Raw genomic sequence first — 14,299 nt, forward strand, 5'->3', positions numbered from 1 at the left:
AGCATGAAGTGTCTTATATAGACATCTTCATGCTTATATATTGTTAATTTGCGGGATCAGAAGTTGTTGTAGAACTTATATCTATCTTGCTGAAATAATGTCCTGCAATAGTTGCAGGAATGTCTAATGCTAATTGCCAAGCAGTAGCATAAGATACATCACTTTGAGAAGGATTTGGAGCTGCCCCATCAATTGGGTTACTACTATAAGTTGTTTTGAAAACCCAATATCTTTGACCCCAATTGAGATTATCCTTTATTTGATCAGCAGTTTGAAAATATAAGCATACTGGGATAAAATTACTTCTTGTTTAAATAATCCAACTAATTTTTTTGGTGTATAAAATTTAACAAAAAAATAAAAGTAAATACTACTGATAATATTCAGTAGTATTTTACTTTTATTTTTTTTCTAATATTGACTTAATTTGGTTGCTATCTGGAAATTTATATTCATCTACTAAATATGGTATGAATAACATGCATGCATTTCTATAAATCATGCCTTCATACATTTTTAACTTATCTGCTGTTCCAATTCCATAACTATGTTTTTCTGGACTCTCTTGTAATAAATAATTATCTAACATTTCAGCTAGTAATAATGGTTTTATATTTTCAAAACTAATATTTATTTCATTTGTGAATTTATTATATCTAGCAATATCTTCTTCATATACACATTTCTTTCGTATTATAGAAATAATATTGTCGTATATATTCTTCCAAATTTTTAAATATTCTTCTTGATAAGTTCTTATCTCAATTTCAGATAAATTTGCATTTATAATTTTCATTGAGAAATATTCATCAACAGGATTAGTCATAAAATAATAATGAGAGTAATCTTTATTGATCTCTACTTTTTCTAAATTAGTTTTAATATTATTAGAATTTAGAAACTTGTCTTTTAAAATATAAAATATTAGAATCAAGTTAATAAGTAATGAAACAACTATAATAATTTTATTTATATTTTTTTTTATATCTACCACTCCCTCCATTTTGATTATAACATATTTTACCAATTCGTCAAAAATTTTATATATTAAGTTGTGAATTTTTCAAAGTTGAGCTTTTACTCTAGCCACAAGTTCAGAAGTATTATATGGTTTTGTTACATAATCATCTGCGCCTATGGAAAGTCCTGAAACTTTATCACTCTCTTCTGATTTTGCTGATAAAATGATGACTGGAATTTTCAAACTATGCCTAATTTTCATCAATGCAGAGATTCCATTCATTTTTGGAATCATAATATCTAAAAGAATAAGATCCACTGGCTGATTATTTAATAATTCTAATGCCTCTATACCGTCAAAAGCTTGGTATATTTCATACCCCTCATATTCCAAAAGCTTCGTAATGGAGAACACAATTTCTTTGTTATCATCTACCTCCAAAATTTTTTGTTTTGCTTCACTACTAATCACCGTCTACCCTCCCCTCGCTTTTATATAGGTCATAAACCAATTATATAGGTTACTCTATAAAATTCTTTGGATATAAGTCTTACAAATTTCTTAAATCTTATCAAATACCTTTTCCATTGTTGATAGTTGGACCAGATTAGATCTATATAATATAAAAGCCTTAGAAATACCGATATAATCAATATTTCTAAGGCCATTTTAATAATATAACTCTAAAGTTTGACTGCGCTAACTTTTTCTAATAACATTTTTCACGATTAACTTCATTATCAGAACCCCTTCGAGCTCCTTCTTCATATTGCTCTCTAGTTAGTTCATAATATACGCTGGATTGTAAAATCCCTAATTGATCTTTCCACGAATTATAATTCACAGATACTTTAGTAAATCCTATTTTTTCGTATACATGCTGTGCTCTAATATTCTTTAAATTCGTATCAAGAATAATCTTTTTAATACGTACCTTATTATTAATATTCGTATCCTCAAAAAGAAAATCTATTAGCATATGTATTAATTTTGTTCCCAATCCTTTGTTTTGATATTCTATTTCACATATCTTAATACCGATTTCCGCAAACTCTTGACCAATCCCAAAGAATATTTCACCTATTCTTTTATCTTCCATTTCGATAATGCATTGTTGTGATAGTCTTAAATCATTATTTCTGATTTGTTCTTTCGTTTGCTCAATGGATTGATTTAATCCATTTGGAAATCCTGCATGGGCCATTACTGTTCCATCATTCCACCATTTCGTAAGAATGCTAGCATCTTCTAACGTTGCGCTACGTATTAACAAACTATCTTTTATATTTTCAATTCTAACTCTTTGCTCACTCACTTAGTGACCTCCATAAAATTATTGGAGGATTATTTTCCCTGAACCCTCCTTACAGGTTTGGTTGTATTAGACATATTGTTCATAATTTATATCCCATCCTTTCTATTATATTTATTAACACGTATAAAGCAGTTGCTATATTGTGTAATAATTTCATTCTAAATATTACCATTTGATTATACTAAATATAGATAATCATTTCAACATGCTCTATCCTTTTAATGTAAATAACTCATACTTGTAACTCTAATCAGTAAGATACTTAATTATATAAGAGTGATAAATATGTACTTATTCTAATTTCTGATTTCCTGTATTTATCCATTAAGAAAATCTAATTTGTCTAATAAAAGCTACCGCAATAAACGGTAGCTTTTATCATATCTTTATATAACTTTTTCATTTGGCTTCATACTCATTCCCCTTTTCTAAATTATCGTTTTTAAATCAGCTGCGCTTCTGATAAACTAACTATAAAATAGGAAAAATTAGTAAAATAGATAAAGAATGAGTTTAGTCAAGGTTACCTATCATCTATACTATAGTATATAAAACCACAATGTGGAACTACACAAACAAGCATTAATTGAACATGTTAAGTTACAAATAATTAAAATATATTTATCTAATTCTAACTAACTTTATAATAAAAAATATGATTGATCCAAACATCAATGTCAAAAATACAGGAAGAAATAAAACTGGTAATGATTTTGCCTGTGAAGAATTTATTGTTAAGTACACAAAAACGGCTACCATTATTAATTTCATTGTACTTAACATATTTTTTAATACTCGATAAACTCGTTCCTTATTTTCTTCTGTCACTGTAACACCTGTATTCCAAACCTGAGGAAATTTTTCTAATACGGTCATTCCTAAGTACATCAGCCAGCTAACGATAGGAAGCACTAGTAATTCTTTTTTGCTTCCAATCCTATCAATTTCGCCCGTAGCATTATAATGACCTGGAATTTTATCTGGTATACTATTCCAATTTAAAAATAGGTAAATCAAAACTCCGATCAGTAAAATTAAACATATAATTTCTACTAAAATTTCATACTTATTCTTTTTTAATTTCAATTTAGATATCCCTCACATTCAATTCCTATTTTAATGTCTGTGCAATCTACATTATTATACTATAACCCGTAGCCAATAAACTGGCACATGTAGGACATGTCTTATAGCGTTCTTTTTATTTAGTTATATTATTATACATATACTTTTGAGTCCATGGACAGTTGACTAAACATTTTAAACAGCCAACGCAGTGGTATACATCAACTAGAAGATCTCTATTCATACCTTGTTCCCATGTAGTTCCATGGATAGCACTGGTGGGACATATATCCTTGCAAACAGTGCAATCCCCACATTTAGGCATTATCATTGGTTTGTCTTCAATTGGAAGCGGTGCGTTTGTTAAAACAGTACACATACAAAACGCACTTCCATATTCCGGTGTAACTAACAAATTACTTTTCCCAATCCAACCTAGTCCAGCCAATATAGCAATTTTTTTATGCGGAAGAGTAGTAGTTTTTGTTGTTCCATCATAAAATCCATTTATTAGATTTCGATCCGATTGCGCTCTGGCTCTGTATCCTTTTGCTATGATAAAATTAGCCAACCATTCTGCAATTTCACCAGCAAGGTACTCCTTTTCCCTAAACTCGGAATGATCAATAATATTTTCTTTAGATTGTTGTAGGATGTAATAAGGGCTTAGTACTATTCCTATCAAAATTGCAACGTTGTAACCACTATTTTCTTTTACAGGAAGCTTCGATATATCAATTACTTTCATAAAATTAATGCCGCGAGTTTTTAACTCTGAAATTATTTCGCTAATCATATGTAGTCCCCCAGACCGAATTAGCCATTATTTATTTTATAACTACATTTAAATGATATAATCCAATTTATATATTTATCAACCTCAAACACTTTTCATAACGGAAGCTGCTCCATCCAATTATACTTTTTTTATTATAGCAAATCAATTTACGATGGAAAAAAGTGTATAATCTACACCTTTATAAAGTGTAAATTGCTCTACGCAAACATGATTTTTAGAAATAAAAAACAGAAAAGCTTGATAGATATACATGGTTCTATTTAAAATTCTCTTTTGGGATAATTGAGATATATGTAAAACTATAAAAAGGCATATAAATTGTTTTTATGTTCCACATTTTTCTGAATTCACTAAAAAGAACTTTTCGGTTATAAACACCATTATCATTAGCAATATTGCTTAATTTTTCTATCGATTCAGCAAGATAAAATCCTTCTTTGTCAAATCCTGTCACTGGGACAAAATGCCTTGCCTTTGCTGTTGGAGTTGAATGTATAAATACTATAACAGGGATCCCCTTTTCTAATTCCGCCTTTAAGCTATTCATATTTCCTTTATAATATTTCGTTTTGAATCCATATCTTTTAAACACTTTTCTTATACCTAAAGGAGTAATGCTTCCATCATGTAATTTACATGGAAAATCTTTGTATAAAGTATTACCATCTGCATTTATATTAAAATATCTTAAAATGTATGCTGTTGCAAAGGCAGCACACGAATTACCACTTTGAAAATCAATATGGTTTTCAAAATCTAATATATATCTATCTGAATAACTATTATTTTTTTTAAAGTGATATATTGGTACTGACATTAATATAGCATCTATGAAAAAAATCCATAAGGCTACGCATATTACCTTATTTAGAATATTTAATATAAGTATGTACATTCTTACCTCCCTACAAAATAAATTAATCCATTTATATATTTCCTTATCTAGAAAGCTATCTGATACTGGTTGTATCTAATAAAGGTATACTGCTTCGTATATCTTATTTACATTGTCCATACACAATTTTCATCCCCTTTGTTTGTCTTTTTTCTAACTTGATGTTTCATGCTTTATGACAAAGTAATTCTATTGAATATAATAATTTCTCTTTACACTATATTTTACCATATTGTGCCATAAAGTGAAATTTATTTCATTTATTGTATACCCGTTCTTAAATGTGCTCTTCCTGCACTTCTTTAATTATGTGTACGCCAATTTCTATAATATTAATTAATATTATAATTGAAAGAAAATCATTGATGCACACACTGGGATGAAGAAGCATAGACAGCCATTCAAAGGATGAAAGAAAAGGTAGATATATTTAGTGGAGAAAATTTTAAGAGTATGGGAGTCCTTATAGTAAAATATTGCCAGAACAGTAACCTATTGGCTTAGTAAGTATTGACAATCCAATACGGAACAAGAAAATCTTAACCTTATAAATGAAGCTGTTAGAAAGAACACAAAATAGTAGTACGCATATGATGTACATATCCGCACAACAAAAAATCCCTTGAAAAATGAAGTGAACCCCTTTTGTTAGACAAAAACAACGGTCTAATGAAAGGGGATATTTTTATGCCATCAGGAAAAAAGATGTATTCCACAGAATTAAAACTTAAAGTGGTACAAAGATATTTAAAAGGCGATGTTTCTATAAAAGATGTTGCCAAAGAATTCAATGTTGATAAAAGTGATGTTAGAAAATGGAGAGATGCATACATACAAAATGATATTGAAGGTTTGTACACAACTCATGGAAGTTATACTGGAGATTTTAAAATATCTGTCGTAGAATATATTCATAATACAGGAGCATCTATACGTCAAGCTGCAGCCTATTTTAACATCCCTTCGCCACCAACGATATCAAAATGGGAACATATTTATTTTGAACAAGGCAAAGAAGCTCTGTATATCGATAATCGAGGAAGGGCTAATAAAATGAAGAATACCATGAAGAAAGAATCGCAAAAGAAAAATGTACAAGAAAACGAAGACTTATTAACTGAAGTGCAAAGACTGCGTATGGAGAATGCTTACTTAAAAAAATTGAATGCCTTAATTCACGCACGGGAAAAATCCGGGAAGAAGACAAAGTAGCTGTCATTACCGAATTAAGGCAAGAATTTAAAATGACAGCATTACTTAAATATGTTGGTATGTCAAGAAGTACTTACTACTATTATGTAAAAAAATTAAACAAGCCCGATAAATATGAGCGTATAAAAGAAGAGATCACCGCCATTTATCATGAGAACCAGGGAAGATATGGATACCGCAGAATTACTATGGAACTCCATAATCGTGGATATAAAATCAATCATAAAACTGTTCAAAGGCTGATGAAAACTTTACAATTAAAATGCATGGTTAGGATTAAGAAATATCGCTCTTACAGGGGTGAAATAGGAAATATTGCTCCGAATCTTATTCAACGAGATTTCACAGCAACAAAGCCGAATCAAAAATGGACAACTGATATCACTGAATTTTCTTTGTTTGGAACAAAACTTTATCTTTCTCCAATTTTAGATATGTATAATAGCGAGATAATTAGCTACAGTATAAGCGAACGACCTGTTCTTAGTCAGGTAATGGATATGTTGGACAAAGCTTTTAAAAAGTTATCTGATAGCACAAATTTGGTATTTCATAGTGATCAAGGCTGGCAGTACCAACATAGATCATACCAGATGCGCTTGAAAGAAAAAGGTATTCAGCAAAGTATGTCCAGAAAAGGAAATTGCCTAGATAACTCTCTCATGGAAAACTTCTTTGGGCTCTTGAAATCAGAATTAATGTATTTAAGAACATTTGAATCTATAGAAGAGTTTAAAAAAGAACTTAGAAATTACATAGATTATTATAATAACAAACGAATTAAGAGTAAACTAAAAGGAATGAGCCCTGTAGAGTACAGAACTCATTCCATGAAAGTAGCGTAATAAATATTTGTCTAACTTTTTGGGGTCAGATCAAAATCAAGGGATTTCGTTAGCACGAGACGGGATTCAAACCATAATCCTATCCTACAAATACTGAAAAGAAAGGGGGTTCACCCACTTCTGATTTATGTGCACTTAATAGTGCACATATTTTTATGTACAATTTCCATTTAATATTTCTAAATTTGAATACCAAATGAAAATTACACAATAAATCATTTTTCTTTAAGTTCCATGTAAATTGATGTGGTTTCATCTTCGTCAAGCAAATATTCAGGCATTGGTTTACGCTCAAATCCTAATCTCTCATACAAAGCAATAGCTCTACTGTTAATCGAATTAGGGTCTACCCAAACCTTTTCTGCGCCATTTTTAAATGCCTCCTCGATTGCAAAAGAAAGCGCTTTAGTCGCTATTCCTTTACCTCTCGCAAACTTAAATAATTTGATATCCAACGCAGCACTATTACTATGCTCATTATCAATCTTAAAAAAAGTCTCTCCACAATACACAGCATCTTCGAAGATGGAATAATGGTTTACCATTGGTCTGGTAGATAAAATCCAATCGTACCAATCGTTCATTCTTTCTTCTGTTTCGTGTAGTCCATCTGGAAATCCTACAAATCTCATAACATCTCCATCTGCCCATAATTTTTTTACATTAGATATCTCACTTCTGCTTGTCTCTTTAATAGTAATCATAAAATATAAATATTCCTCTCAATTATTTAGAGGTTATTTATTGTGGAACCTCCCACCACAAATAATTATCTTTCTCATGATATCATTCTCCTTTCTAGTTAATCATATATGTCTACGTAAATGCGGTAGACACCATTTTCTAATTTATTATATACTTTAATTATAATATCATATTGACCAAAACAAGACAAAAAAAATTACCAAATATTGTGTACACCTTTCATAAAAGTGTATTTACTATACTGTCTAAGATTGTGTATACATTTCTTTAAATAAAAATCCATGAAATTCAACTGCTCACTCCTACATGTAAATGACACTCAAATAATACGTAAAGAAATATCCATATAGTATAAAGAAAAAGAAAGCCTAAATCAAACAATAAAAGAAAAGGATGAATTAATTCTTAACCAATACTCATTCCAACCTCAATGCCACAATAAAAGACAGGAGCCATATAAATTTATAGCTCCTGCCCCTGAATAACCTTATTGAGGCTCAACAGGAATCCAGATTTCACCTCTCGTATTATCTGCTTTGCCGTAATACATTTCGAAATTGATATCTCCCACCAGATTATAACCTGATGTTGGAAGCCATTCTGCATAGATTCGTCGCCACATATTTTGCATCTCACAGTCATCCACTGAAAATATAGCCCATGTCATAGCCGGAACATGTAGTATGGTAAATCGTTCCGGAATATCCATAGCTTCTGGTACATGCTGACATATCATATACTTAAAGGTGGTCTTCGTGTGGTCATACAGTGCTGCATGGAGCATAGTATCAGGTTCTTCTCCCAATAAGTTATTCATTTCGTCAACCGAACCATCATCGTCACACTGCTTACAGAACATTGGTACTTCCTCAAATGCTTTCTCCATATCGGAACTTATTTCGCCATAAACACCGAACATTTCAAATGCACTTTTTGTTTCAATCTTACATGTCATTTTTTGCACTCCTTTAATCTGAATTTGAAAAGTCAAAGGAGGATATATCTGAAACTTCACGCCGTCCTTCCGAACAATTGTTGGTGTGAAACCATGTTGCCTTTCAAATGCTCTTGTGAAGCTATCTGCGCTGTTATATCCGTATTTTACAGCAACATCAATTACCTTATCTCCTCTTTGCAGGTCCACTACCGCAACTGACATTTTGCGTTTCCTTATATACTCTGAAAGTGGCATATCTGTAAGGTAATTGAATATACGTTGAAAATGATATGACGAATATGATGTTACATTTGCTACAGATGACAATGCTTCTGCATCAGTCAGGTTCAACTCAATATACCCAATTGCACGGTTAAGTTGTTCAATGAGATTCATCTTATGCTCCCCCTTTGATCCAATGATATCAGAAATGAAATGCAATTATCCGACTTTTCAAATAATCATTTATCGTATTTTTATCTTAAATTCTTTATGACAACAACTTTTGTTTGACTAAATATTCAGCGTTGTAAATTTATCTTATTATACTTTTGCCGAAATAGCAAATCAATAAATGGTAAAAATTGCTCGTAACAGAGAAAAGAAACATCAATCATTGGTTCATCAGGTGGAAATGAAATTAAAGTCAAAAATGGCAATCGTTCATTCGAAATATGATAACCAGAGGGCAGAACGTGCACTATTAAAAGAAAAGCGGAAAAAGGATGCAAAAGCAATGCTAAGTTATCAGGAACGTATTACCATCCATAAGATTTATACTTGAAGTACCTTTCAGGATTTTCAGAAGCATGCTTGTTACTTTGTCAAATGGTGTAAGGAACGCTACGGCTGCACTCATAGAATTCTGCAAGGCAACCGGATTACGAAAGAAAGACTGTTAAAAGGGATGAGCAACATTGGCGTAAGTATTGCAGAGAAGCAGGAGTACCGTTTAAGAGTAGTCATTGCATCCGAAGAACCTTTGCCAGCAGGTTGTATGCAGAGGGCATGCCTTTAGAGGAAATCAGTGTGTATGTGGGTCATGAAGATACTGATACAACGAAAGGCTATATCTACAATTACAATGAAATCAAAAAGAATCGTGCCTATATGGACAAGGCATTATAGCAGTTCCCGTACGTAAAAGGATGTTGCACACATCCTGCACACATGTTTTTCAAGCAACAAAAAATCGCTAACCCTTGATTTATAAGGATTAGCGATTTTTTTCAATTAAGCACGAGACGGGATTCGAACCCGCGACCCTCGCCTTGGCAAGGCGATACTCCACCACTGAGCCACTCGTGCGTATTTAGTTGTTGTTGCATCTCACAGGTATTAATATACCATAGAACATTTCTTATGTCAACACTTATTCTTTATTTTCTTTATATTTTTTCACGAAATTCATGTTTTTTTAGTTTTTAAGTATAATTTATCCTATTATCTACAAAATAAGATACTCTCTGTAATTATTTAGAAACAACATGAACTAATATAAAGAAAGTAGAATCTCTTTTTGTAAGAACTTATCTATATGCTTACGAATATTCACTAGATACAAAAAATTGCTCTATAGCTATAAAGAATATTCTCTAAATACAAAAGAATGTTCTCCAGTTAAGTACAAAAAATTGTACAAAAAAGAGATTCCCTTTCTTAACAATATCACAATATCACCATTTCACTACTCAAACTGCGAGTAATATAACTGGCTATAAAGGCCTTTTTGCTTCATTAACTCTTTATGATTTCCTTGCTCAACAATATTACCATCCTTAACAACTAAGATATGATCCGCACTCTTAATCGTTGAAAGTCTATGAGCAATAACAAAACAAGTTTTATTCTTCATCAGATTTCTCATCGCTTGCTGAATCTGAATTTCTGTCCGAGTATCTACATTTGAAGTAGCTTCATCAAGAATTAACATCTTAGCATCAAGTAGCATAGCTCTTGCAATCGTCAATAACTGTTTTTGGCCTTTCGATAAATTCGTACCATCATCGGTCAATATTGTATCATAGCCCTTTGGCAAACGCTTAATATAAGAGTGTATTTTCGCTGCTTTCGCTGCTTCTATTACATCCTCCATCGTAGCATTGTCATTTCCATATGCAATATTTTCAAAAATAGTACCTTGAAATAACCAAGTATCTTGAAGAACCATTGCGTAAGCTTTTCGTAAACTCTTTCTAGTCGTGCTACTGATTTCTTGGTTGTCTACCTCAATACTACCACCATTTACATCATAAAATCGCATCAATAAATTAATAATTGTCGTTTTTCCAGCTCCCGTAGGCCCAACAATAGCAATCATACTTCCAGCAGGTGCATGTAATGTTAAGTCTTTTAATATTATTTTATCAGCAGTATAACCAAAGGATACATTTTTTACATCTACCGTTCCATTTACATCAGTAAGTTCCTTAGCATCTGCCTTATCTGATACTTCCGCTAATTCATCCATTAACTGAAATATTCTCTCTGCTGCCGATAAAGACGCCTGAAATTCACCCATAATATTTGCAGATTCATTAATTGGTCCAGAAAACTTTCTTGAATATAACACAAATGAAGATATACTACCAAGTGTCATATTTCCAAACAAATAATTAATCGCACCAAATACACTGATTAATGTTAATGATAAATTATTCATAAAGTTTACAGAAGGCCCCACCATTGCTCCATAATAATCCGCGCGGTAATATGCATTAACAGCTTCTTTGTTCTTTTCCTTAAACTTCTGAATCGTATTTTCTTCTTGATGATATGCCTTTAAAGTTTTTTGACCTGAAATTAACTCTTCAACCATACCATTTAACTCACCTAGCGCTTTGGATCTTTTACGAAACATTGGTCTTGTTAAACTTGTTATCTTCCTTGTTAAAACTATCGTTATTGGAATTGTAACGACAAAAACAAGTACTAACTTGGTTGAGATCATTAACATAGAAACAAAGGATACTATAACCGTAATCACACTTGAACAAATGGTTACTAGGTCTGAAGTAAGTGTCGAATTTAATGTATCAATATCATACGAAATTTTACTTATAATATCTCCTGTTTGATGTGTATCAAAATATCCAACTGGAAGCGTTAATATATGTTCAAATAAATCCTTACGCAAACGATAAGATATTCTTTTACTAATCTCTAACATTATTAACGATAAAATATAAGTAAATACAGCAGATACAATATAAAATAGAATCATTAATTTACAATAGTAAAATACTTTTTGAAAATTAACATCTCCCTGTCCAATGCCAATGTTATCAATCGCAGAACCTGATAAGCTTGGTCCAATCAGTGCAAAACTGTTACTTGCAATAGAAAGAATGATTGCAATCGCCATTAATGCTTTATATTGAAAAAGATAAGATAAAATCCTCTTAAATGTATGCATTTTTTTACGTTTCGTCATTGTTAGCAAACCTTCCTTTTTATTCACTCATTTGAGATTCTGCAATTTCTTTATAAATATCACAGCTATTTATGAGTTCCTCGTGTGTTCCATAACCTACGATATTTCCATCTTCCATTACACATATTGCATCCGCAGACATAATTGAACTAATACGCTGAGCAATCATAATCGTAGTCGTTTCTTTAAAATGTTCTCTTAATTCCTTTCGTACCGCAGCATCCGTTTTGTAATCAAGGGCACTTGACGAATCATCCAATATTAAAATCTCTGGATGAGCTGCCATTGCTCTAGCAATCAATAAACGCTGCTTCTGCCCACCACTTAAATCTGCACCACGAATCGCAACTACAGTATCAAAACCCTTTGGTTTTTCTGAAATATATTCCGACGCATTTGCATAGTCAGCAGCTACTTTTACGTCTTCTTCCTTAAGGTCCCTTCCAAAACGTATATTTTCAAAGATTGTATCATTACTAATAAAATCATTTTGAAAAACAACGCCAAACTTTTCTCGAAGCTTCTTTATATCCATGGAGCGGATATCTTCCCCATTGATACGTATCGCCCCCTCATTAACATCATAAAATCGCATAAGTAGCTTGACTATAGTTGACTTACCAGAGCCAGTTGCACCAATGATACCTAATGTTTGACCTTTTTTAATGCCAAAACTGATATCAGTTAAATTATCTTCTTTACCATCGTAAGAAAAAGAAACATGATCAAATTCTACACAATAATCATTCCTCACTTTTGGTAAATCAATAACGCCCATCTCATCTGGTGCATTTAATACTTCTACAATACGTTTTGCAGATGCACTTGCCTTAGAATAGTTCGTAAAAATTCTAGAAATAAATAATAACGCATTTAAGATTAAAGTAACATATGTTAAAAAAGCAATAATGATACCTGGTTTAATCGCTCCACTATTTACACGGTAAGCTCCAGCTAAAATAACAAGTACCGTCCCAACATTTAAACATACTTGCATCATTGGGTTAACGCTGGACATAACCATCCCTGTTTTCTTTTCCTGAGTGGCAGTTGCACTATTACATGCATCAAACTTTTTCTTCTCATACTCTTCTTTTGAAAGTGCTTTAATAACACGAATACCAGTAATATTTTCGCGTACAACTCGAACGTAATCATCAATTCGCTTTTGAACCAATGTATACATCGGTATCCCGTATTTTGATACAATGTAAATGGTTACAAAAATTATTGGCATAACAGCTATCATTACTAAAGTAAGTACAGGATCAAGCGTCAATGTAATAATTGTACCACCAACTAAAAATATCGGTGCTCTAACACCAAGTCGCTGCATCATACCAACAATCTGATGAATGTTGTATGTATCTGTGGTTACTCTTGAAACTAAGGATGGTAATGTGAAATTATCCACTTGATGATTCGATAGATTAATAATTTTAGAGAATAGATCATTTCTAATATGTTCGGTGGTATCTCTTGCAACACTGGACGCCATTCGATTCGCCACTGTATTGCATATAAGTGCTGCAATAGCGCAACATAACATAATGCCACCCCAGATGAGGATATAATTAACATTCTTCAGTGGGATTATATCATCAATCATATACGATAAAATCCATGGTAATGCAAGTTCAACTATGGTACCAGTTGTTTTGATGATAAGACCGATTAACATTTTGAAATAATAAGGTTTTAAGTAAGACATTATCTGGTTCATAATAACTCCCATGCTCTTCTAGGCTGAAACATTAGTAAGTACATTTCTTGAACTTTCTATTGTCATGTATAAAAGTTGAAAAAACATGTTTTTCAACTTAGCCTCTAAGAATACTTATGATATTTTATAAAAAACAAGAACAATACTCTTTGCAATTGAGGATTGCTTAACAATTTATAATTATCTTGATATTTACGTTATCTAATAATTAATAATTTTCCAGACAATTGCATATAAATTTATTATACTCTTTCAATTTATAAAAATCGACATTTTTTATATATTTTTATATTATTTTTACATGTTTTATTTTTTCTTTATAATTGTTTATTAACAATACTAATTAATAATTTTCAATAAATTGAAATAGATTGTCTTAACTGCATTACATTAATAGCCAAACAAAAAA

12 protein-coding genes and 1 tRNA gene are annotated in these 14,299 nt (G+C 31.5%); 2 read left to right on the plus strand and 11 right to left on the minus strand.

Features of this window, described 5'->3' with window-relative positions:
• Positions 1 to 400: 400 nt before the first annotated feature.
• The 6 genes from BN4220_RS05680 to BN4220_RS05705 form a co-directional block, all read right to left on the minus strand.
• Positions 401 to 994: a hypothetical protein gene (locus tag BN4220_RS05680; RefSeq protein WP_066714596.1), complete on the minus strand. Its 594-nt coding sequence runs from the start codon at positions 992 to 994 to the stop codon at positions 401 to 403.
• 69 nt (positions 995 to 1,063) lie between these two features.
• Entirely contained in the window at positions 1,064 to 1,432 is a 369-nt protein-coding gene (locus BN4220_RS05685; RefSeq protein WP_347477054.1) for a response regulator transcription factor, read from the minus strand.
• A 238-nt stretch (positions 1,433 to 1,670) separates the two neighbouring features.
• Positions 1,671 to 2,276, minus strand: a complete 606-nt coding sequence (locus tag BN4220_RS05690) for a GNAT family N-acetyltransferase (protein ID WP_242867743.1) — start codon at positions 2,274 to 2,276, stop codon at positions 1,671 to 1,673.
• 621 nt (positions 2,277 to 2,897) lie between these two features.
• Positions 2,898 to 3,362, minus strand: a complete 465-nt coding sequence (locus tag BN4220_RS05695) for a DUF1648 domain-containing protein (RefSeq protein WP_066714598.1) — start codon at positions 3,360 to 3,362, stop codon at positions 2,898 to 2,900.
• A gap of 115 nt (positions 3,363 to 3,477) precedes the next feature.
• The gene (locus BN4220_RS05700) at positions 3,478 to 4,137 is read right to left on the minus strand and encodes an epoxyqueuosine reductase (protein WP_066714600.1); all 660 of its coding nucleotides are present in this window, start codon (positions 4,135 to 4,137) and stop codon (positions 3,478 to 3,480) included.
• A gap of 259 nt (positions 4,138 to 4,396) precedes the next feature.
• The gene (locus tag BN4220_RS05705; RefSeq protein ID WP_066714602.1) at positions 4,397 to 5,035 is read right to left on the minus strand and encodes a cysteine peptidase family C39 domain-containing protein; all 639 of its coding nucleotides are present in this window, start codon (positions 5,033 to 5,035) and stop codon (positions 4,397 to 4,399) included.
• Between the two features lie 705 nt (positions 5,036 to 5,740).
• Between BN4220_RS05705 and BN4220_RS19740 the strand changes: the two genes are divergently transcribed.
• A protein-coding gene (locus BN4220_RS19740) for an IS3 family transposase (protein ID WP_148401711.1) occupies positions 5,741 to 7,092 on the plus strand; the annotation gives its coding sequence in 2 pieces (ribosomal slippage) (positions 5,741 to 6,197 and positions 6,197 to 7,092; 1,353 coding nt in all).
• Positions 7,093 to 7,307: 215 nt separating this feature from the next.
• On the opposite strand, the gene BN4220_RS05720 is transcribed toward BN4220_RS19740, so the two are convergent.
• Both BN4220_RS05720 and BN4220_RS05725 read right to left on the minus strand, forming a co-directional pair.
• Positions 7,308 to 7,796, minus strand: coding sequence for a GNAT family N-acetyltransferase (locus BN4220_RS05720; RefSeq protein WP_066714606.1), 489 nt, complete (start codon positions 7,794 to 7,796; stop codon positions 7,308 to 7,310).
• 488 nt (positions 7,797 to 8,284) lie between these two features.
• Complete coding sequence (locus tag BN4220_RS05725) at positions 8,285 to 9,130, minus strand: AraC family transcriptional regulator (protein ID WP_066714608.1); 846 nt, start codon at positions 9,128 to 9,130, stop codon at positions 8,285 to 8,287.
• 178 nt (positions 9,131 to 9,308) lie between these two features.
• Here BN4220_RS05725 and BN4220_RS05730 point away from each other — a divergent pair, with 178 nt between their 5' ends.
• The gene (locus tag BN4220_RS05730; RefSeq protein WP_066714609.1) at positions 9,309 to 9,518 is read left to right on the plus strand and encodes a hypothetical protein; all 210 of its coding nucleotides are present in this window, start codon (positions 9,309 to 9,311) and stop codon (positions 9,516 to 9,518) included.
• 452 nt (positions 9,519 to 9,970) lie between these two features.
• Here BN4220_RS05730 and BN4220_RS05735 read toward each other — a convergent pair.
• From BN4220_RS05735 to BN4220_RS05745, 3 genes are all read right to left on the minus strand, one after another.
• Positions 9,971 to 10,042: transfer RNA gene (locus tag BN4220_RS05735), tRNA-Gly, on the minus strand.
• A 379-nt stretch (positions 10,043 to 10,421) separates the two neighbouring features.
• Positions 10,422 to 12,167, minus strand: coding sequence for an ABC transporter ATP-binding protein (locus BN4220_RS05740; protein ID WP_066714611.1), 1,746 nt, complete (start codon positions 12,165 to 12,167; stop codon positions 10,422 to 10,424).
• Between the two features lie 19 nt (positions 12,168 to 12,186).
• On the minus strand, positions 12,187 to 13,890 hold the full coding sequence (locus tag BN4220_RS05745; protein WP_066714613.1) for an ABC transporter ATP-binding protein: 1,704 nt from the start codon (positions 13,888 to 13,890) through the stop codon (positions 12,187 to 12,189).
• Positions 13,891 to 14,299 lie beyond the last annotated feature (409 nt).

Origin of the sequence: Clostridium sp. Marseille-P299 (genome assembly GCF_900078195.1) — a bacterium.
Classification (GTDB): Bacteria; Bacillota; Clostridia; order Lachnospirales; family Lachnospiraceae; genus Lachnoclostridium.